Genomic DNA, 19,964 nt, shown 5'->3' with positions numbered 1-19,964 from the left:
GCAGGGCCGGTCCCCTCGCCATTCAGCCCGCGCGCCGGAAGCCGGCGCTCGCGGTCAGCAATTGCTGGGCATAGGCCGTCTGCGGCTGGCGAGCGGCCAGCGTCTCGACCGTCATTTCCTCGACGGCGCGGCCGAATTGCATGACCAGCAGGCGCTCGCACATGTGCCCGACGACTGAGAGATCGTGGCTGACGAGGATATAGGTCAGCTTGCGCTCCTGCCTTAGCGCAGCGAGCAGGTTCAGCACCTCCGCCTGGATCGAGACGTCGAGCGCGGAGGTCGGCTCGTCCAGCAGCAGGATCGAGGGTTCGAGCACGAGGGAGCGGGCGATCGCGACGCGCTGGCGCTGTCCGCCCGAGAGCTGGTGCGGATAGCGGAAGCGGAACGAGGCCGGCAGACCGACATCGGAGAGCGCCTTGCCGATGCGGGCCTCGGCATTGTCGAGCCCGTGGATCGCGAGCGGCTCGGCCAAGGTGTCGTCGACCGTCTTCTTCGGGTGCAGCGAACCATAGGGGTCCTGGAACACCATCTGGACGTTGCGATAGAAGGCCTTGTCGCGGACCTTGGGCTGGACAGCGCCCTCGATCGTGACGGTCCCGCTCCACTCCCGGTTGAGGCCGGAGAGCACGCGCAGCACGGTCGACTTGCCCGAACCGGACTCGCCGACGAGGCCGTAGCTCTCGCCCTTGCGGACTTCGAAGGAGAGGTCCTTCACGACATGGGAATCGCCGAAAGAGACGTTGAGCTTGTCGACGGAGATCGCTGCGTTCGTCATGCCAGCCACGCCGGGTCACGGTTGAGGGTGGCGAGCTTCGCCCGGGGATGGTCGAGGTCCGGCAGGCATTCGAGCAGGCCGAGCGTATAGGGATGGCGGCGGCTGCGCGCCGCCGGGTCGGCAAGCTCGGCCGCCGGCAGCGTCTCCATGACCTTGCCGCCATACATGACGATGACGCGGTCACAGAAGGACTGCACCAGATGCAGGTCGTGGCTGATGAAGATCAGCCCCATGCCGCGCTCGGTGACGAGATCGTCGAGGATATTGAGGATCTGGAGCTGGACGGTGACGTCGAGCGCCGAGGTCGGCTCGTCGGCGATCAGGACTTCGGGCTCGGCGATCAGCATCATCGCGATCATGACGCGCTGGCCCATGCCGCCCGAGACCTCGTGCGGATAGAGATCGTAGACGCGGGCGGGCTCGCGGATCTGCACCTGCTCCAGCATGGCGAGGCTGCGCTCACGGGCTTCGCGGGCGCCGGCCTTGCGGTGGATGCGATAGGCCTCGGCAATCTGGCTGCCCACGGTCTCGACCGGGTTCAGCGAGAATTTCGGATCCTGCATCACCATGGAGATATGGCGGCCGCGGAGCTTGCGCCGCGCGCCCTTGTCCATCGCCGTCAGGTCCTGGCCGCGGAAACGCATGCGGTCGGCGCTGACGACGCCCGGGTGCGGGATCAGATCGAGGATGGCGCGGCCGGTCATCGACTTGCCCGAGCCGGATTCGCCGACGATGCCGAGCCGCTCGCGGCCGAGCGTGAAGGAGAGGCCGCGCACGGCCCGGACGATGCCGGTCGGCGTGTGGAAGTCGACCTTGAGATTGTCGACCTCAAGAAGAGGCTGCTCGCTCGCCATCGACTTACCTCGCATCCATGACGTCGCGGAGCCCGTCGCCGAGCAGGTTGAAGCCGAGCGCAACGATGCAGATGGCGACGCCGGGGAAGGTCGCGACCCACCACTGGTCGAAAATCTGCTCGCGACCGGCGGAGATCATCGCGCCCCATTCCGGCATCGGCGGCTGCGCGCCGAGGCCGAGGAAGCCGAGCCCGGCGGCGGTCAGGATGATGCCGGCCATGTCGAAGGTGGTGCGCACGATCAGCGAGGACATGCACATCGGCACGACATGCTTCCAGATGATGCGGGCCTGCGACGCGCCCTGCAGGCGCATCGCGGCGATGTAGTCCTGGTTGCGGATCACCATCGTCTCGGCGCGGGCGACACGGGCATAAGGCGGCCAGGTCGTGATCGCGATGGCGATGATGGCGTTGACGATGCCGGGGCCGAGCGCCGCGACGAAGGCCAGCGCCAGGACGAGGCGCGGGAAGGCCAGGAACACGTCGGTGATGCGCATGAGCAGACGGTCGACCCAGCCGCCGTAATAGCCGGAGATCGCGCCGATCAGCAGGCCGAAGGGGCCGACCGTGACGACGACCAGCAGCACGATGACCAGCGTGATCCGCGTGCCGTAGACGATGCGGCTGAAGATGTCGCGGCCGAGCGCATCGGTGCCGAACCAGTTGATCGAGGACGGCGGCATGAGCCGCTTGTCGAGCGCCTGCGCGATCGGATCGAAGGGCGCGATCAGGGGCGCGAAGGCGGCGATCAGCAGCAGCAGGACGATGATGGCGAGGCCCGCCACCGCCATAGGGTTGCGCTTGAAGGCGAGCCATTGCCGGTAGAGCTGGCCGAGACGGGCCTGGCGGCGCGACTCTGGGCTGTCGCTGATCAGCCAGGCATGCAGCCCGGTGGAGGAGGTGTCACTCATAAGTCCGCCTCCTCAGCGCACGCGCGGATCGGCCAGGCGGCCGATGATGTCGGTCAGGAGATTGACCGCAATGAAGACGACGCCGACCACCAGCGTGCCGCCGAGAACCGCGTTCATGTCGGCGTTGAGCAGGGCGTTGGTCAGATAGCGGCCGAGGCCCGGCCAGGCGAAGATCGTCTCGGTCAGCACCGAGCCCTCCAGCAGATGCATGTAGGAGAGCGCGATCACGGTGAAGAGCGGCACGGCGGCGTTGCGCAACGCGTGGCGCCAGATCACGGCGGTCTCGGAGACGCCCTTCACGCGGGCGGCGATGACATATTGCTGCTGCAGCTCGGTGATCATGAAGCTGCGCGTCATGCGGCTGATATAGGCGACCGAGAGCAGGCCGAGCACCAGTGCCGGCAGGATGAGATGCGAGAAGGCATCCCAGAACGCCTCCCATTCGCCCTCCAGCGCCGCGTCGATCATGATGACGCCGGTGCGGGTGGTGACGATGTCCTGCCAGACCACCGAGATACGCCCCGGTCCGGAGACCCAACCGAGCTTGGCGTAGAACAGCAAGAGCGCCATCAGCCCGATCCAGAAGACCGGGACGGAATAGCCGACGAGCCCGACGACGCGGGCGACCTGGTCCTGCCAGCGGCCCTGGTTGACGGCGGCGAGGATGCCGAGCGGCACGCCGATGAGGACGCCGATCAGCGTGCCGAGCGTCGCGAGCTCCAGCGTCGCCGGGAAGACGCGCTTGATGTCCTCGACGACGGGATTCGAAGTCAGCACGGAGGTGCCGAGATTCCCGGTGAAGACCTTGCCGATATAGATGGCGAATTGCTGCCAGAGCGGTTTGTCGAGGCCGAGTTCGATGCGCGCCGCCTCGTAGGTCTCGGGCTTGGCGTTGTCGCCGACGACGGCGAGCACCGGGTCGATCGGGATGACGCGGGCGATGAAGAAGGTGACCAGCAGCAGGCCGAACATGGTGATGACCACGGTCGTCAGCTCGCGCGAGAGCGCGCGGCCCCAACGCCGCAGCCTGCCCGGCGCGGCGGCCTTGCCTGTGGGAGCTTGCGTCACGGCTGTCATGACCCGCCTCCGTTTCCAGTGTTTTTCGTCGGAGCGCCGGAAGTGGCCGCAGGCGTTTCACGCCGCGCCGAATTCCTGGCCATGTCCGGGATGAGCATGAAAGGAAGCCCGCCGCGATCTTTCGGGATCGCGGCGGGCTCCTGAGCCGGAAGGCTCAGTTCTTGACGATGGTGGCGTAGCGGTTGGTGTCGGAGCTCGGTCCGATGACCCAGCCGTTCACATTCTTGCGCTCGGCCGAGACCTCGATCTGCTGGAACATGATCACGAAGGGCGAGACCTTCTGGTGGTCGCGCTGCAAAGCTTCATAGGTGGTCTTGCGCTTGCTCGCATCGGCTTCCAGCACGGCGCTCTGGGTGACCTTGGTCATGTCCGGAATGTTCCAGGCATTGCGCCAGGCCAGCGTCTTCGACTTCGCTTCCTCGCCATTGTCCTCGTTGATGGCGAAGGTCTCGGCATTGGTGTGCGGGTCGAGATAGTCCGGGCCCCACTGGCCGATATAGATGTCGTGGGTGCGGGCGCGGTACTTGGTCAGGGTCTGCTTGCCGTCACCGGGGATGATCTCCAGCTTGACGCCGGCCTGGGCCCAGGTCGCCTGGATCGCCTGCGCGATGTCGGTGATCGGGGAGATCGAGCGGGTGTCCATGGTGACGGTGAAACCGTTGGAGAGACCGGCCTTGGCGAGCAGCTCCTTCGCCTTGGCGACGTTGAGCTGGTAGGGCTTGTCCGAGATCGCGCCGAGGAAGCCCTGCGGCAGGAAGGACTCGTGGCCCTTGTAGGTGCCCTCGAGGATGTTCTTCTCGATCGAGGCGTAATCGACCAGGAGCTTCAGCGCCTCGCGGACCTCGGGCTTGGCGAGGTTCGGGTTCTTCTGGTTCAGGCCGAGATAGAGGATGTAACCCTTATCGCCCTGGACGATCTTGAGCGCGTCGTTGCCCTTAACCGCCGTGAGCTGGTCCTTGGAGAGGTTGCGGGCGATGTCGACGTCGCCCTTCTCGACGAGGAGGCGCTGGGAGGCCGGCTCGGCGACATGGCGCACGACGATGCGCTTGCTCTTCGGCGCGCCCCTGTACCAGCTCTCGTTGGCGTCGAGCGTGTATTGCTCGTTCGGACGATAGCTGCGGACCTTGTAGGCGCCGGAGCCGGCCGAATTCAGCTTCAGCCAGCCATTGCCCCAGTCGCCGTCCTTCTCGTTGGCCTTGACCAGCTTCGAGTCGACGATCGCGGCGACACCGGAGGTCAGGCAGTTATAGAAGAAGGTCGGCGCGTAGGGCTTCGAGACCGTGATCTGGACGGTGTTCTCGTCGACGGCCTTGACCTTGTCGAGCACGTTCTCGGCGACGAAACCGAACTGGCGCAGGATGAAGCCCGGCGACTTGTTGAGCGTGACCGCCCGCTGGAAGGAATAGACCACGTCGGCCGCCGTCACCGGGTTGCCCGAGTGGAACTTGACGCCTTTGCGCAGCTTGAAGGTGTAGGTGAGGTTGTCGGGGCTGACGCTCCAGCTCTCGGCGAGATCCGGGATCAGCTCGTTGTTCTTGGAAATGTCGATGTTGATCAGCTTGTCGTAGACATTCGCGCCGACCTCGACGCCCGAGAACTCGAAAGCCTCGGCCGGATCGAGCGTGATGATGTCGTCGATCTGCTTGGCCATCACGACCGTGTCCTTCGGCGTCTGCGCGAAGGCGGTCGTCGACATCAGGGCGGCAAAGGCCGAAACCGCCATCAATTTGGCTACGTGACGCATCGGATTCCCCATCATTCGTGTTGCGCGGGCGATGGCCGCCCGTTGGGCGCTATCTGCAACCAGTCCATCGCGACTGTCCAGTCAACGAACGGCGATGGAACGGACGGAACGGAGCATTTTGCACATCTCTTGAGCAGGGATACCGGCTAATCACGTCACCCAGGCACAGGCTATGCCTTGCGCGCGCCAGCCGCACCGCTAACCTGACGTTGCAGGCGGCTATCGCCTGGGACTAGGGGGCGAAACTTGGCCATCATCGCCGCGCTGAACCATGTCACGCATTACCGCTACGACCGGCCGGTCACGCTCGGACCGCAGATCGTGCGCCTGCGGCCGGCGCCGCATTGCCGGGCCGGGATCGAAAGCTACTCGCTGAAGGTGACGCCGGCGCAGCATTTCGTGAACTGGCAGCAGGACCCCGCCGGCAACTGGCTGGCGCGCTTTGTCTTCCCGGAACCGGTGATGGAGTTCCGCATCGAGGTCGACGTCGTCACCGAGTTGTCGATCATCAACCCGTTCGACTTCTTCGTCGAGGCGCAGGCCGAGACCTTCCCCTTCGCCTATACGCAAGAGCAGACCGAGGAGCTCGCGCCCTATCTGGTGAAGGAACCCGCAGGGCCGCTGCTTTCAGCGTTCCTCGCCGAACTGCCGCGCGAGCCGATGAACACGGTCAATTTCATCGTCGACCTCAATGCCCGCCTGCAGCAGCGCATTGCCTATGGCATCCGCATGGAGCCCGGCGTGCAGGAGCCGGAGCATACGCTGTCGATCGGGTCGGGCTCCTGCCGCGACACGAGCTGGCTGCTCGTCCAGGCGCTCCGGCATCTCGGCCTCGCGGCGCGCTTCGTCTCCGGTTACCTGATCCAGATGAAGGCGGATATCGATCCGCTCGAAGGCCCGCGCGGGACGGACAAGGATTTCACCGACCTGCATGCCTGGGCCGAGGTCTACATTCCCGGCGCCGGCTGGGTCGGGCTCGATCCGACCTCCGGCCTGCTCACCGGCGAGGGCCATCTGCCGCTGGCGGCTACGGCGCATTATCGCGCGGCCGCGCCGGTCTCGGGCGTCACGAGCTATGCCGAGACGACATTCGACTTCCAGATGAGCGTGACGCGCGTCCATGAGGTGCCGCGCATCACCCTGCCCTTCTCCGATGCGTCCTGGGGCGAGCTCGATGCGCTCGGCGACAAGGTCGAGGCCGATCTCAAGGCGCAGGATGTCCGGCTCACCATGGGCGGCGAGCCGACCTTCGTTTCGATCGACGACCAGACCGGCGCGGAATGGAACATCGCCGCCGTCGGGCCGACCAAGCGCCAGCGCGCCGACACGCTGATCCGGCGCCTGCGCGAACGTTTCGCGCCCGGCGGGATGCTGCATTACGGCCAGGGCAAATGGTATCCGGGCGAGACCCTCCCGCGTTGGGCCTTCGCCCTGTACTGGCGGCGAGATGGCCAGCCGATCTGGCGCAATGCCGATCTCATCGCCCGCGAGCCGGAGGCGCAGACCGGCGGCGACCGCGAACTGGAGATCAGCGCCACCATTCGCGATGCCGAAGCCTTGGCCCAAGGGCTGTCCGAAAAGCTCGGGCTCGGCGCCGATTACGTGATGCCGGCCTATGAGGATACCGGCGTCTGGCTGCTCAAGGAGGCGCAGCTTCCCGACAATGTCGATCCGCTCGATTCGCGCCTCTCCGATCCAGAGGAGCGCTCGCGGATGGCGCGCGTCTTCGAGCTCGGCCTGGGCAATCCGCGCGGCTATGTCATCCCGGTGCAGCGCTGGCAGGCGGGCGCGAGCGACCGGCGCTGGCGCTCGGAGAAATGGAAACTGCGGCGGGGCAAGCTCTTCCTCGTGCCGGGCGACTCGCCGGTCGGCTACCGCCTGCCATTGGGCTCGCTGCCGGTCGTGCCAAAGGCCGAATATCCGCATATCCATCCGCAGGACCCGATGGAGCCACGCCCGCCATTGGCAGCCGCTGGTCCGGCCGGGGCGAGCTGGACCGATCATCCCGAGGCACGGCCCACGGAGCCAGCACCCGGAGAGGAAAGGCCCGGTCTGGCGCAGATGAGCATTGGAGGCTCCACCGCCTCAGGGCCGGTCCAGGACCGGCGCGAGCAGGAGATCGGCGGCGATCATGTCCGCACCGCGCTCAGCCTCGAAATCCGCGACAACGTGCTCTGCGTCTTCCTGCCTCCGGTCGAGCGGCTGGAGGATTATCTCGACCTGGTCGCCTCCGTCGAGGCGGTGGCGGAAGAGCTCGGCCAGCCCGTGCATATCGAGGGCTATGCGCCGCCCTTCGATCCCCGTCTCGACGTGATCAAGGTCACGCCCGATCCCGGCGTGATCGAGGTCAATATCCATCCGGCGACGGATTGGCGCGAAGCGGCGGCGATCACGCGGGGCGTCTACGAGGAGGCACGGCTGGCGCGGCTCTGCGCCGAGAAGTTCATGGTCGACGGCCGCCATACCGGCACCGGCGGCGGCAACCATGCCGTGCTCGGCGGCGTGACGCCAGCCGACTCGCCCTTCCTACGCCGGCCGGACCTCCTGAAGAGCATCATCCTCTATTGGAACCGGCACCCCTCGCTCTCCTACCTGTTCTCCGGCCTGTTCATCGGCCCGACCAGCCAGGCGCCGCGCATCGACGAGGCCCGGCAGGATCAGCTCTACGAGCTGGAGATCGCGCTGGCGCAGGTGCCGAAGCCCGGCGAGGCGCCGATCCCGCTCTGGCTGGTCGACCGTTTGTTCCGCAACCTCCTGGTCGATGTCTCCGGCAACACGCACCGCACCGAGATCTGCATCGACAAGCTCTATTCACCCGATGGGCCGACCGGGCGGCTCGGGCTGGTCGAGTTCCGCGGCTTCGAGATGCCGCCGGATTCGCGGATGTCGCTCGCCCAGCAATTGCTGCTGCGCGCGCTGATCGCCTGGTTCTGGCGCGAGCCGCTGGAGGGCAAGCTCATCCGGTGGGGCACCGCCCTGCATGACCGCTTCATGCTGCCGGAGATGGTCTGGCAGGATTTCAAGGGCGTGCTCGGCGATCTCCAGCGCGCCGGCTATGCTTTCGATCCCGTCTGGTTCGAGGCGCAGGCCGAGTTCCGCTTCCCCTTCTTCGGCAAGGTCGCGCATGGCGGCGTCGAGATCGAGATCCGGCAGGCGCTCGAACCCTGGCATGTCATGGGCGAGGAAGGCGCGATCGGCGGCACGGTGCGCTATGTCGATTCCTCGATCGAGCGTCTGCAGGTCAAGGCGACCGGGCTGGTGCCGGGCCGCCATCTCATAACCTGCAACGGCCGCCGCCTGCCGATGACGCCAACCGGCATTTCGGGCGAGGCGGTCGCAGCGGTGCGCTTCAAGGCCTGGCAGCCGGCCTCGGGCCTGCATCCGACGATCCCCGTGCACGCGCCCCTGACCTTCGACATCGTCGATCTCTGGTCCGGCCGGTCGCTCGGCGGTTGCGTCTACCATGTCGCCCATCCCGGGGGTCGCAATTACGAGACACCCCCGGTCAATTCCTACGAGGCGGAGGCAAGACGGCTCGCGCGTTTCGAGGCGATCGGTCATAGTCCCGGCCCTCTGGCGATTCCGCCGGAGGAACGCAGCGCCGAATTCCCGCTCACGCTGGACCTGAGGCGCCCGACAGGGATTTGACGCGAAGAATGGCGGTGCAGGGGCGCATCCGATCGGGACGCAGCAGGGCCGAGCGGCGCGCGGCGCTGCTCGCCGGCTATCGCCCGCTGCCTGGCGTCTTCGATGAGTTCATCGACGAAAACGGCCAAGTACGCCCGCATTGGGAGCCGTTCCTCTCGGCCTGGTGCGCGCTGTCGCCCTCCGAGCTGACCCAGCGCTTCGGGCTGGCCGACCGGCATGTCCGCGATACCGGCGTCTCCTATCGCGTCCATGGCGATATCGACGAGCGCGACCCCGGCGTCGGCGAGCGGGCCTGGCCGCTCTCGCATGTGCCGCTGGTCATCCCCGAGGCGGAATGGCAGGCGATCGCGGCCGGCGTGACGCAGCGCGCCGAACTGCTCTCGACCGTGCTCGACGACATCTACGGGCCGGGCGAATTGATCGCGGAGGGCCATCTGCCCGCCGCCGTCGTCACTGGCAGCCCCGACTACCTGCGCCCGCTTCACGGCATCGCAGGCGGCGGCACGCTGCAGCTCTATGCCGCCGATCTCGGGCGTGGGCCTGACGGGCGCTGGTGGGTGCTGCAGGACCGGACACAAGCGCCCTCCGGCACCGGCTATGCACTGGAGAACCGGCTGGCGCTGGCGCGCGCCTTCCCCGACATGTTCCGCAGCATGAATATCGAGCGGCTGGCGGCCTTCTTCCAGAGCTTCCGCGCCGGACTCGTCACACGTTCGAAGCGCGTCGAGCCGCGCATCGCCCTGCTGACGCCCGGCTCGCTCAACGAAAGCTATTTCGAGCAGGCCTATCTCGCGCGCTATCTCGGCTTCCTGCTGGTCGAGGGCGGCGACCTGCTGATGCGCGAGGGCCGGGTGCATGTGCGCACCATCGCCGGGCTGAAGCGCGCCGACGTGATCTGGCGGCGCATCGATGGCGATTTCGCCGATCCGCTGGAGCTCAATTCCGGCTCGGCGCTCGGTGTCGCCGGGCTGGTCGAGGCGGTCCGTCAGGGACAGGTTCATGTCGCCAACGGGCTCGGTTCGGGCGTCGTCGAGGCGCGCGCCCTGATGGGCTTCCTGCCGGCGCTCGCCCGGCACGTGCTCGGCCAGGACCTGATCCTGCCGAACATCGCGACATGGTGGTGCGGACAGCCGCAGGAGCGCCAGGCCGTGCTCGACCGGCTCGGCGAGATGAGCATCGCGCCGGCCTTCCGCAATGCCGGAGGCGGGCTCGATACGACGCAGGTCGTGGCCGGCGAATTGCCGGAGGCGGAACGAGCGGCATTGCGCGCGCGGATCGAAGCGCATGGCATGGACTATGTCGGGCAGGAGGTCGTCCGGCTTTCGACCATGCCGGTCTTCCAGAACGGCCGGCTCGAACCCCACCCGATGACGCTGCGCGTCTTCGCCGCCGCGACGCCTGACGGCTGGAAAGTCATGCCCGGCGGCTTCTGCCGCATCTCGGACGAGCCAGACGCACGGGCGGTCAGCATGCGCAACGGCGTGCGCTCCAGCGATGTCTGGGTGACGTCGGAGGAGCCGGTCGCGCAGGTCAGCCTGTTGCCGACGCCGGACCGGATCAGCATCCGTCGCGTCACCGGCACATTGCCGAGCCGGGCGGCCGACAACCTTTTCTGGCTCGGGCGCTATCTGGAGCGCGGCGAGGCCACCTTGCGGCTGGTGCGGGCTCTCCTCGGCCGCCTGATCGACCCGGACCCGGCGCCGGGGCGCAACGATACCGTGCGCCAGCTCGCCGGCATGCTCGTCGCCTGGGGCGCGGCTCCGGGAGGGCAGGAGAAGCGGACACCGGCGGCGCAGGCCTATGCCGCGCTCTACAGCCTCGACGACTACGGCTCCGCCGCAGCCTCGCTGCGGGAAGCCCGGCGCACCGCCTCGGTCATCCGCGAGCGCCTCTCGGTCGATGCCTGGCGGCTGTTCGGCGACCTCCAGCACCAGCTCGACCCCGAAGAGGGCCGCAAGCCGAGCGAGGGCGAAGCCTATGAGATCGCCGACCGGGCGCTGAAAACGCTCGCCGCCTTCTCCGGCCTCGGCCAGGAAAACATGGTGCGCGGCAATGGCTGGCGCTTCCTCGATATCGGCCGGCGATTGGAGCGCGGCATCGCGACCTGTCGCTTCGCCCGGCAGCTAGCCGACAGCAATGCCTCCGGCGACAACCTGGATGCCCTGCTCGACCTGACGGATTCGCAGATCACCTATCGCTCGCGCTACCTGCTCGGCGCCAGCCTGCAGCCGGTGCTCGATCTCGTCATGCTCGATCCCTACAACCCGCGCTCGGTCGCCTTCCAGGTCGAGCGGCTCGACACCGAGATCGCCAACCTGCCGACACTCTCCGATGACGGCATGCTGGAGGCGCCGCGCCGGCTGGTACTGCGCCTCGCCGCCGATTGCCGGACGATGGAGGCGAGCCGGCTCGACCGGACCAGCATCCTGCTGTTCGAGCAATTGCTGATGGGGCTCTCGGGCGCGATCGCCGACCGCTATTTCCTGCAGAACAGCGGCCCCGAAGGCTCGCGGATGACGAGCATCGCGTGATCTACGAGCTGCGCCACGTCACCACCTACGGCTATAGCCGGCCGGTGCCCTTTTCGCGCTGCATCCTGCGCCTGCTGCCGCGCGACGGCAGCGGCCAGCGCGTGCTGAAGAGCGAATTGCTGATCGCACCCCGCCCGGCCGAGCGCAGTGACGGGCTCTGCTTCTTCGGCAATCACATGACCACGATCACCATCACCAAGCCGCATCGCGAGCTGAAGCTCGAAATGAGGGCGCGGATCGAGGTCGACCGGCCGCCGCCGCCCCATGCCGGGCTGACGCGGAACTGGGAGGATGTCGCGGCGCTGGCGCTCGATTCCCGGAGCCTCCAGCCGGACTCGCCGGCCCATCACCTCTATCCGAGCCGGCTCGTGCCGCATGTCCCGGCGGTGATCGACTATGCGCGGTCGAGCTTCGACGCAGGCCGGCCGGTGCTGGAGGCGGCCTGCGACCTGATGGCCCGGATCAGGCGCGATTTCGTCTACGACCCCGAAGCGACGGAGGTGACGACGCCGCTGGCCGAGGCCTTCGCCCAGCGCCACGGCGTCTGCCAGGATTTCGCGCATATCATGATCGCCGGCCTCAGGGGGCTCGGCCTGCCGGCGGCCTATGTCTCCGGCTATATCCGCACCATCCCGCCGCCGGGCCAGAAGCGGCTCGAAGGCGCCGATGCCAGCCATGCCTGGGCGATGCTGTGGTGCGGGCCCGAGATCGGCTGGGTCGGGCTCGACCCGACCAATGACCTGATCGTCGCGGACGACCATATCGTCACCGCCTTCGGCCGCGACTATGCCGATGTCGCCCCGCTCGACGGCGTGGTGATCGGACCGGGCACGCAGAAGGTCGGCGTCGCCGTGGACGTGGTCCCGGTCGGCTGAGCCCTCAGGCCGCCGCTTCGGCCCCCTGCGGCTGCGGCGAACGGGCGTGGGTTTCGCCCCAGCTCTTCAGCGCCATGATCACCGGCTCCAGCGTCCGCCCTTTGACTGACAGGCTGTATTCCACCCGCGGCGGCACTTCCGGATAGACGACCCGCACGATCAGGCCGTCCGCCTCCAGCTCGCGCAACTGCGTCGTCAGCATCCGCTGGGTGACGCCGGGAATGCGCCGGCGGATCTCGTTGAAGCGCAAGGTGCCGCCCATCAGGTGATAGAGCGCGATGCCCTTCCACTTGCCACCGATCAGGCCCAGCGCCGCCTCGACGGGGCAGCCGGCCGAGCAATACGGCTCCTGGAAGCGCGGCGGCATGAGGGTATCCTTTTCGATACTATAGGCTGAAATTGTGCGTTCTTGCGCCTTTTGAAGGTTATGCGCATCTCGGCTGTATCGCAATGCAGGAGAGACGCCATGCGCGCCGTCGGATACCGCCAGTCGCAACCCATCGCCGCCGAGACCAGCCTGATCGATCTCGATTTGCCCGAGCCGAAGGCGGCCGGGCGCGACCTCCTGGTCGAGGTCAAGGCGGTCTCGGTCAACCCGGTCGACACCAAGATCCGCGTCCGCAGCCAGCCGGGGGAAGGCCAGACCAGCGTGCTCGGCTGGGATGCTGCCGGCATCGTCAAGGCGGTGGGGCCGGAGGTGACCGGCTTCAAACCGGGCGATGCCGTGTTCTATGCCGGGGCGATCGACCGGCCCGGCTCTAATGCGGAATTCCATCTCGTCGACGAGCGCATCGTCGGGCCCAAGCCGAAGAACCTCGGCTTCGCGGAGGCTGCCGCCCTGCCGCTGACAGCCATCACCGCCTGGGAGATGCTGTTCGACCGGCTCGATGTCCGCAAGCCCGTGCCGGGCGCGGCGCATGCGCTGTTGATCATCGGCGGTGCGGGCGGCGTCGGCTCGATCGCGATCCAGCTCGCGCGCCAGCTCAGCGACGTCACGGTGATCGCGACTGCCTCACGGCCGGAGACCCGCGCCTGGGCGCAGGAGCTCGGCGCGCATCATGTCATCGACCACACGAAGCCGCTGGCCGAGCAGGTCGCCGCGCTCGGCATCGGCGCGCCGGCCTTCGTGTTCTCGACCACCCATACCGACAGCCATCTGGAGAGCATCGTCGAACTCATGGCGCCGCAGGGACGGTTCGGCCTGATCGACGACCCGAAGACGCTCGATGCCAATCCGCTGAAGCGCAAGAGCCTGTCGCTACACTGGGAGCTGATGTTCACCCGCTCGCTGTTCCACACCGCCGATATGGGCGAGCAGGGCAAGCTTCTGGCGGAGGTCTCGCGGCTCGTGGACGAAGGCAAGGTTCGCACGACGCTGGCCGAGCATTTCGGCACGATCAACGCCAACAATCTCAAGCGGGCGCATGCGCTGATCGAGAGCAACCGCGCCAAGGGCAAGATCGTGCTGGAAGGCTTCTGAACGAAAAGGGCCGCGCCTTCCGGCGCGGCCCTCCAATTCTCGTCGGTTCCGAACCGATCAGGCCAGCGTGTAGGCCGTCTTGACCGTGGTGTAGAACTCCTTGGCGTAGGCGCCCTGCTCGCGCGGGCCGTAGCTGGAGCCCTTCCGGCCGCCGAACGGGACATGATAGTCGACGCCCGCCGTCGGCAGGTTGACCATCACCATGCCGGCCTCGCTGTTGCGCTTGAAATGCGTCGCATGCTTCAGCGAGGTCGTGCAGATGCCCGAGGAGAGGCCGAACTCGGTGTCGTTGGCGACGGCGAGCGCCTCGTCGTAATCCTTGACGCGGACGATGTTGGCGACCGGGCCGAAGACCTCCTCGCGCGAGATGCGCATCGCGTTGGTCGTCTCGGTGAACAGCGCCGGCGCCAGATAGAAGCCGGGGGTATCGCGCTTCAGGAGCTCGCCGCCGAAGACCAGCTTGCCGCCCTCGTCCTTGGCGATCTGGATGTATTTCAGGTCCTGGTCGAGCTGGCTCTGGTCGACGACCGGGCCGATATGAGTGCCGGCCTTCAGCGCGTCATCGACGACGACGCCCTTCAGGCGCTCGATGCAGGCCTCGACGAACTTGTCGTGGATGCCGGCCTGGACGATCAGGCGCGAGGAGGCCGTGCAGCGCTGGCCGGTCGAGAAGAAGGCACCGTTGACGGCAACCTCGACGGCGACCTTCAGGTCGGCGTCGTCGAGCACGACGAGCGGATTCTTGCCGCCCATCTCGAGCTGGACCTTCTTCATCGGGCTGCCGGCAATGGCGGCAGCCGCGACCTTGCGGCCGGTGCCGACCGAGCCGGTGAAGGAAATCGCGGCGACGTCCTTATGCTCGAGCAGCGCCTGGCCCACGACCGAGCCACGGCCCATGACGAGGTTGAGCGCACCCTTGGGCAGGCCGGCGCGCTGGATGATGTCGACCAGCGCCCAGGCCGAGCCCGGCACCAGATCGGCGGGCTTCAGAACGACGCAGTTGCCCCAGGCGAGCGCAGGCGCGATCTTCCAGGCGGGGATCGCGATCGGGAAGTTCCAGGGCGTGATCATGCCGACGATGCCGACCGCCTCGCGGGTGATCTCGACGCCGACGCCCGGACGCACGGACGGAACCATCTCGCCGCCGAGGCGCAGGCACTCGCCCGCGAAGAAGGCGAAGACCTGACCGGCGCGGGTCGCCTCGCCGATGCCCTCGCCAAGGGTCTTGCCCTCTTCGCGCGAGAGCAGGCGGCCGAGCTCGTCCTTGCGCGCGAGAATTTCGTCGGAGGCCTTCTTCAGGATGTCGTAGCGCTCCTGCGGGGTGGAGCGGCTCCAGGCCGGAAAGGCGGCCTTGGCGGCGGCGACCGCGTTGTTCAGGTCCTCGACCGAGCCCTGGACATACTCGCCGACGACGTCATTGGTGTTCGAGGGATTGATGTTGCGCGAAGCATTGGTGCCGCCGGCCCATTCGCCGGCGATGAGGTTCTTGAAGGGCGCGTTCATCTCGTTCTCCCACGACACAGGTTCGTGGTTCGGGTGTTAGCGCCTTTGAGCCGGCAAGGCCAATGCCCTTTGGGCAGCCGCCCATCTTTATGGCCGCGTGACGGACGACTGCAGCTGCTGCGGGACTATTTTTCCTTGATCGACAGCCCGTTCTTGCCGACCGAAATCTCGACGCCATCAGGCTGCTTCTTCTCCTGGTAGAGCGAGAAGCCGGTCACGGCGAGGGCAGCGACGAGGACAAGGACCAGCGCGGCCAGGAGATTACGCGATAGAGCCATGGACAATTCCCGATAATGGCGGCGAGGCCGCGAGCCCATCCCCAACGCAGGGCCGGCCATGATGTTCCAGCGAGAACCGGGAACGTTGCCTGCCACGCGGCGTTGGCATGACGCACAGGCCGGTTTCCATGCGGGGCCGGTCGTGACAGGATCGCACCGGCAGGAGGTTGCCATGCCAGACACCGAACTGCAGGAACGCATCTGGGCCGCGCTGGCGGCGCACCCGGTCTACATGGTTTCGCTCGTCACCGAAGGCGATATCAGGACCCGACCGATGTCGGGCCATCTCGACCGCGACCATCACCGCCTGCTCTTCATCACGCACCGGCATACCGGTATCATTGGAGCGGCGCTGCGCTCGCCTTCCGTTGGCGTCGCGATCAGCCACGAAGACCGCAACTTCTACACCGCGATCTCCTGCTCGGCCTCGGAAGTTCCGGACCGTGAGACGCTGCGGCAGGTCTGGACGCCGATGGCGAGCGCCTGGTTCCCGAACGGGCCGCACGATCCGGATGCGACCCTGCTGGCCCTGACGCCGACCTCGGCCGAGATCTGGGATGGGCCGTCGAGCAGCGTGCTGGTCGCCTTCAAGCTGGCGACCGCCAAGATTCTCGGGCGCACGCCCGCTCTCGGCGTCAACGCCACCATCGACATGCGCTGAGCCCCAATCGGGCTCAGGCCGGGTCGGATTCCGCCATCCGGCGGCCGAGCCAGGCCGTGGCGACGCTCGACCAGACGATGCCGAGGGCCCAGCCGCCGAGGACGTCGGAAGGCCAGTGCACGCCGAGATAGATGCGGCTGAGCCCGATCAGGCCGACCATGACCACGGCCATGACCATGCAGAAGCGGGCGATATCCGTCCGCCGCGAGGCGAGGCCGACGAAGCCGGCGATGGTCAGCAGCGTCACGGCCGAGAGGAAGGCGTGGCCGCTCGGGAAGCTGGCGGTGAAGGTCAAGGCGGCGTGCTCGACGATATCCGGCCGCTTGCGGGCGATCGCGATCTTCAGGCCGGTGCTTGCCAGGAAGGCGGCGATGAGGCTGACCACGAGCCCGATCGCGAGATGGCGATAGCCGCAGAGCCAGAGCGCCAGCGTCGCCGTCAGCGCCATGAAGAACAGGCCGATGAAGCTGCCGAGCGCGGTCATGTCGCGCACAGCCTCCTGGAACCAGGCCGGCCCGATCGGGACAGCCGGGTTGGCCGCGTCACGGAACAGCATGATCAGCGTCGTATCGAGGGAGAAGCTGCGCCCGGAGACGATCAGCAGCGCGAGCCCGAGGAAGACCAGAGCGGCGGCAGCGGGAACCAGGATACGGGGTTGGGGCAAGAAAGGCGGTCTCCGGAAGGGATCGGGCAGGAGATTAACAGGCGCTCGCGAACATCGAACAGGCGGCGTTCTGCCACCCATGATCCGGCCCTCGTTCAGTGGCTCGCGGGGCGCGCCGCGATCACTCGCAGCGCCTTCCGCAGCAAGCCGTAGCTCAACGGCCCCGCCTTGCGCTCGACCTCGCCGTCGAAGGTGATGTGGCCGCGCCGCTTGTCGCGCCGGATCAGGGTCACCGCATCGCCGGTGAAGGAGGTCAGGTTGTGCGAGTTCCGCCAATGGCCCGAGACCACCGAGAGCGCCGCCTTGCTGCGCGAATAGAGCCCGCCGGCGTTGAGCACATGGACCTCGAAGAGGCCGTCATCGAGTCTCGGGCGGCGCCAGTCCGCGCCTTCGAAACGGTTGACCGTGACCAGCACGGCATCCGCCTCGACGATGCGATGATCGTTGCCGACGGTGATGTCGAGCGTCACCGGCCGCGTGAACAGGATCGAGCGCGTCGCGGCGACGCCGAAAGCGGCAGCGCGGCTGAAGGGGAAGCGGCGGCGCGCATATTCGCGCTCGCGCGCCATCAGGCTGAAAAAGCCCATGCCGGAGAGCGAGTGGAACAGGCGATCGTTGACCCGCCCGACATCCATCTCCACGGGCTCGCCTCCACACAGCGCCGCGACCTGCTGCTCCAGCGTGCCGAACAGGCCGAGATCACGGCCGAGCACGTTGACCGTCCCCATGGGCAGGATACCGATCGGGCGATCTGCCTGGATCAGGACCGGCAGGGCGCCATTGATCGTGCCGTCGCCGCCGGCCAAAACCGGCAGCGCATGCTTGTCCTCGATCGCGAGCGAGAGCGCATCGTCGATCTCGCGCGGCGGCACGAGCCGCACATCCACTCCGCAGCCATGGTTGGCGAAGGCTGCCTCCAGCCGCGCAGCGAAAGCATCCGCGCCGGCTTCGAGGACGGTTCCGGCGCGGGCATTGACGACGACAGTGTAGCGCATGGTGCTGGTCTAGATGGGTGGCGTTCGACCACGCGCAAGGGCGCTCAGGCGGCAGCCGGGCGAGCGTTGAACTGTTCCGGCACCGGCGGCATCAAGGGCATCGGCACGTCCTCGACCTCCTCGGTGATCACCTCGAAGCGCTGCAGCGCATGGGTTCCGAAGGAGCTGATCATCGCGACATCGGTCGCGTCCCGGCCACGCGCGATGACGATGCGGCCGATGCGCGGCTCGTTGTGTCGGGCATCGAACGTGTACCAGCGCCCACCGAGGAAAACCTCGAACCAGGCGTTGAAATCCATCGGCGCGGGATTGGCGGGCACGCCGATATCGCCGAGATAGCCGTTGCAGTAGCGCGCCGGGATGTTCATGCAGCGGCAGAGCGTAACCGCCAGATGGGCGAAGTCGCGGCAAACGCCGATCCGCTCCTCGAAAGCCTCGGCGGCCGTGCGAGTGTTACGGGCGAAATGGTAGCCGAAAGTCAGGTGATTGTGGACGAACTCGACGATCGCCTGCACCCGCGACCAGCCCGGCTGCACCTGCCCGAACAGGCTCCAGGCCTGATCGTAGAGCTTGTCGGTCTCGCAGTAACGGCTGCCCAGGAGGTAGACGAGGGCGGAGTCCGGCAGGCGTGAGGGCGAGACCTCGCGGGCGGACGGGTTGATGATATCGGGCTCGCCGGAATCGTGGACGATCCCCTCCGATTCCAGGCGGATGCCGCCGGGCGGCGCGACCATGCGGCGGCGAATGTTGCCGAAGGCGTCGAGATCCTGCGCCATCGCTATCCCGATGGACGGATCGGCCAGCGCGGTCACCTTCATCTCGTCCGGCGTCGTCAGATCGTGCCGGCGCGACGGGTGCACGTCGAGCAACGTGATCAAGGGCATGTCATGGGCACAGACCAGCTCGATCCGATAGCCGTAGCGGATGCGCATCTCGCCTTCTCCTGATGTGAGGGCCGGGACCGCTGCGCGAACTCTCCGCTGCGGATCATCGGGCGTCATAATCCCCCGGCGGATAGACGCGCGAAGGGCTCTGCTGTTCCCGCGGATCGACGAAAATGGTTCGGAAACCGCGACATTCAGCGTTTGATGGAAGCCCAAAAAGAAGATGCGGGCCTTTCGGCCCGCATCCCGCCGCCACGACGGTTCGGCTGGGGGGATAGCAACCGCCGCGACCTGCGCCTGGCAGCTCCTACATCATCCAGTAGGGCATGGTGCCGTAGTAGTCGTGGACGCGTTTGCCATAAGCCTTGTCGTCCCAGTCGGGCTCGCCCTCGCTGTCATACATCGGCGCCGCCTCGAGCTGTTCCTTGGTCAGCGGCACGACATAGCCGCCGCGCTGCGTATCGTAGTCGAGCACGCTCCACGGGATGGGGTGATACTTCTCGCCCAGCCCGAGGAAGCCGCCGAAGGACATGATCGCGTAAGCGACCTTGCCGGTCAGCTTGTCGAGCATCACGTCGTAGATTTCGCCGAGATGGTCGCCTGCGGTGTTGTAGACATCCGTTCCAGCGACGCGGGCACCGGCGATCAGCGGGTTGGCGGTCACGGCGGCGGTCATGGGAATGTCGGTCATCGTCTTCCCCCTTGGTTCACGATGGGATGCCGGAGAACCTGTCCTCCGGCGGGACTTGTCTCTCCAACCAGCGCTGCCGCGATAGGTTCCGATGAGCCGAGAATTTTCGCGGCCTTTGTGCCGACACAAAAGCCCTCTCCAAAGTTGATGACCGATGGAGGAGGCCGATGGCGGCCCATCGCCCGGCGGAACCTTAGGCGCCCAACGCTGTTTGATGCTGCGAGCGACTCGTCATCTCACGGAGGAGGAGAGGTCATGATCATCAAGAAACTGATGCTCGTCGCGGCGCTGGGCGCCGCTCTGGGCGCCTGCACGGCGCGCGAACAGAATGCCGGCACGGGTGCGCTGATCGGGGCTGGCGCCGGGGCCATCATCGGCGGCGCCGCCACGGGAC

General features: G+C 67.1%; 17 protein-coding genes. 5 read left to right on the top strand and 12 right to left on the bottom strand.

Annotation, left to right across the window (positions count from 1 at the left end):
* Nucleotides 1-22: 22 nt before the first annotated feature.
* The 5 genes from NUV79_RS07095 to NUV79_RS07075 all read right to left on the bottom strand — a co-directional run bounded on the left by NUV79_RS07095 (nt 23) and on the right by NUV79_RS07075 (nt 5,372).
* Nucleotides 23-775, bottom strand: a complete 753-nt coding sequence (locus NUV79_RS07095; protein ID WP_257732373.1) for an ABC transporter ATP-binding protein — start codon at nt 773-775, stop codon at nt 23-25.
* The gene (locus tag NUV79_RS07090) at nt 772-1,629 is read right to left on the bottom strand and encodes an ABC transporter ATP-binding protein (RefSeq protein ID WP_257732372.1); all 858 of its coding nucleotides are present in this window, start codon (nt 1,627-1,629) and stop codon (nt 772-774) included. The genes NUV79_RS07095 and NUV79_RS07090 overlap by 4 nt, the downstream gene beginning before the upstream one ends.
* A 4-nt stretch (nt 1,630-1,633) precedes the next feature.
* Nucleotides 1,634-2,539 carry a nickel transporter permease gene (nikC, locus tag NUV79_RS07085; RefSeq protein ID WP_257732371.1) on the bottom strand — a complete coding sequence of 302 codons (906 nt, stop codon included), beginning with the start codon at nt 2,537-2,539 and terminating at the stop codon, nt 1,634-1,636.
* A 12-nt stretch (nt 2,540-2,551) separates the two neighbouring features.
* The gene (locus NUV79_RS07080) at nt 2,552-3,616 is read right to left on the bottom strand and encodes an ABC transporter permease (protein ID WP_257732370.1); all 1,065 of its coding nucleotides are present in this window, start codon (nt 3,614-3,616) and stop codon (nt 2,552-2,554) included.
* Nucleotides 3,617-3,770: 154 nt separating this feature from the next.
* On the bottom strand, nt 3,771-5,372 hold the full coding sequence (locus tag NUV79_RS07075; protein ID WP_374679018.1) for an ABC transporter substrate-binding protein: 1,602 nt from the start codon (nt 5,370-5,372) through the stop codon (nt 3,771-3,773).
* A 234-nt stretch (nt 5,373-5,606) separates the two neighbouring features.
* Here NUV79_RS07075 and NUV79_RS07070 point away from each other — a divergent pair, with 234 nt between their 5' ends.
* The 3 genes from NUV79_RS07070 to NUV79_RS07060 are packed head-to-tail and all read left to right on the top strand — an operon-like array spanning nt 5,607 to nt 12,414.
* A complete protein-coding gene (locus tag NUV79_RS07070) occupies nt 5,607-9,008 on the top strand; it encodes a transglutaminase family protein (protein ID WP_257732368.1) in 3,402 nt (1,133 codons plus the stop codon).
* 8 nt (nt 9,009-9,016) lie between these two features.
* Nucleotides 9,017-11,539 (top strand): circularly permuted type 2 ATP-grasp protein, encoded by a 2,523-nt coding sequence (locus NUV79_RS07065; protein WP_257732367.1) that lies wholly within the window; start codon nt 9,017-9,019, stop codon nt 11,537-11,539.
* Nucleotides 11,536-12,414, top strand: a complete 879-nt coding sequence (locus NUV79_RS07060) for a transglutaminase family protein (RefSeq protein WP_257732366.1) — start codon at nt 11,536-11,538, stop codon at nt 12,412-12,414. The genes NUV79_RS07065 and NUV79_RS07060 overlap by 4 nt, the downstream gene beginning before the upstream one ends.
* Before the next feature lie 4 nt (nt 12,415-12,418).
* Here the strand turns inward: NUV79_RS07060 and NUV79_RS07055 are convergent, their stop codons facing one another.
* Nucleotides 12,419-12,781, bottom strand: a complete 363-nt coding sequence (locus NUV79_RS07055) for a winged helix-turn-helix transcriptional regulator (RefSeq protein ID WP_257732365.1) — start codon at nt 12,779-12,781, stop codon at nt 12,419-12,421.
* A gap of 99 nt (nt 12,782-12,880) precedes the next feature.
* On the opposite strand from NUV79_RS07055, the gene NUV79_RS07050 reads away from it, so the two are divergent.
* Entirely contained in the window at nt 12,881-13,894 is a 1,014-nt protein-coding gene (locus NUV79_RS07050) for a zinc-binding alcohol dehydrogenase family protein (protein ID WP_257732364.1), read from the top strand.
* A 57-nt stretch (nt 13,895-13,951) separates the two neighbouring features.
* Here NUV79_RS07050 and NUV79_RS07045 read toward each other — a convergent pair whose 3' ends face one another.
* The gene (locus NUV79_RS07045) at nt 13,952-15,397 is read right to left on the bottom strand and encodes an aldehyde dehydrogenase family protein (RefSeq protein ID WP_257732363.1); all 1,446 of its coding nucleotides are present in this window, start codon (nt 15,395-15,397) and stop codon (nt 13,952-13,954) included.
* 125 nt (nt 15,398-15,522) lie between these two features.
* Complete coding sequence (locus NUV79_RS07040) at nt 15,523-15,675, bottom strand: hypothetical protein (protein WP_257732362.1); 153 nt, start codon at nt 15,673-15,675, stop codon at nt 15,523-15,525.
* Nucleotides 15,676-15,847: 172 nt separating this feature from the next.
* On the opposite strand from NUV79_RS07040, the gene NUV79_RS07035 reads away from it, so the two are divergent.
* On the top strand, nt 15,848-16,336 hold the full coding sequence (locus NUV79_RS07035) for a pyridoxamine 5'-phosphate oxidase family protein (RefSeq protein WP_257732361.1): 489 nt from the start codon (nt 15,848-15,850) through the stop codon (nt 16,334-16,336).
* A 13-nt stretch (nt 16,337-16,349) separates the two neighbouring features.
* On the opposite strand, the gene NUV79_RS07030 is transcribed toward NUV79_RS07035, so the two are convergent.
* The 4 genes from NUV79_RS07030 to NUV79_RS07015 all read right to left on the bottom strand — a co-directional run bounded on the left by NUV79_RS07030 (nt 16,350) and on the right by NUV79_RS07015 (nt 19,570).
* Complete coding sequence (locus NUV79_RS07030; RefSeq protein ID WP_257732360.1) at nt 16,350-17,000, bottom strand: phosphatase PAP2 family protein; 651 nt, start codon at nt 16,998-17,000, stop codon at nt 16,350-16,352.
* A gap of 95 nt (nt 17,001-17,095) precedes the next feature.
* Nucleotides 17,096-17,995, bottom strand: a complete 900-nt coding sequence (locus NUV79_RS07025; protein ID WP_257732359.1) for a diacylglycerol/lipid kinase family protein — start codon at nt 17,993-17,995, stop codon at nt 17,096-17,098.
* Between the two features lie 44 nt (nt 17,996-18,039).
* A complete protein-coding gene (locus NUV79_RS07020; protein WP_257732358.1) occupies nt 18,040-18,927 on the bottom strand; it encodes a transglutaminase-like domain-containing protein in 888 nt (295 codons plus the stop codon).
* A gap of 259 nt (nt 18,928-19,186) precedes the next feature.
* Nucleotides 19,187-19,570 carry a PRC-barrel domain-containing protein gene (locus NUV79_RS07015; RefSeq protein WP_257732357.1) on the bottom strand — a complete coding sequence of 128 codons (384 nt, stop codon included), beginning with the start codon at nt 19,568-19,570 and terminating at the stop codon, nt 19,187-19,189.
* Between the last annotated feature and the right edge of the window lie 394 nt (nt 19,571-19,964).

It is taken from the genome of Allobosea sp. 47.2.35, assembly GCF_024655635.1.
In the GTDB taxonomy this organism is placed as follows: Bacteria; Pseudomonadota; Alphaproteobacteria; order Rhizobiales; family Beijerinckiaceae; genus Allobosea.
Note: the sequence above shows the minus strand (reverse complement) of the source record. Positions and strands in the feature narration are given on the sequence as shown.

Coding starts and splice junctions, on each gene's coding strand:
- NUV79_RS07035 (WP_257732361.1), top strand. CDS start 15,848: ATGCCAGACACCGAACTGCAGGAACGCATCTGGGCCGCGCTGGCGGCG.
- NUV79_RS07065 (WP_257732367.1), top strand. CDS start 9,017: ATGGCGGTGCAGGGGCGCATCCGATCGGGACGCAGCAGGGCCGAGCGG.
- NUV79_RS07080 (WP_257732370.1), bottom strand. CDS start 3,616: ATGACAGCCGTGACGCAAGCTCCCACAGGCAAGGCCGCCGCGCCGGGC.
- NUV79_RS07050 (WP_257732364.1), top strand. CDS start 12,881: ATGCGCGCCGTCGGATACCGCCAGTCGCAACCCATCGCCGCCGAGACC.
- NUV79_RS07040 (WP_257732362.1), bottom strand. CDS start 15,675: ATGGCTCTATCGCGTAATCTCCTGGCCGCGCTGGTCCTTGTCCTCGTC.
- NUV79_RS07055 (WP_257732365.1), bottom strand. CDS start 12,781: ATGCCGCCGCGCTTCCAGGAGCCGTATTGCTCGGCCGGCTGCCCCGTC.
- NUV79_RS07045 (WP_257732363.1), bottom strand. CDS start 15,397: ATGAACGCGCCCTTCAAGAACCTCATCGCCGGCGAATGGGCCGGCGGC.
- NUV79_RS07020 (WP_257732358.1), bottom strand. CDS start 18,927: ATGCGCATCCGCTACGGCTATCGGATCGAGCTGGTCTGTGCCCATGAC.
- NUV79_RS07025 (WP_257732359.1), bottom strand. CDS start 17,995: ATGCGCTACACTGTCGTCGTCAATGCCCGCGCCGGAACCGTCCTCGAA.
- nikC (WP_257732371.1), bottom strand. CDS start 2,539: ATGAGTGACACCTCCTCCACCGGGCTGCATGCCTGGCTGATCAGCGAC.
- NUV79_RS07090 (WP_257732372.1), bottom strand. CDS start 1,629: ATGGCGAGCGAGCAGCCTCTTCTTGAGGTCGACAATCTCAAGGTCGAC.
- NUV79_RS07095 (WP_257732373.1), bottom strand. CDS start 775: ATGACGAACGCAGCGATCTCCGTCGACAAGCTCAACGTCTCTTTCGGC.
- NUV79_RS07075 (WP_374679018.1), bottom strand. CDS start 5,372: ATGGGGAATCCGATGCGTCACGTAGCCAAATTGATGGCGGTTTCGGCC.
- NUV79_RS07015 (WP_257732357.1), bottom strand. CDS start 19,570: ATGACCGACATTCCCATGACCGCCGCCGTGACCGCCAACCCGCTGATC.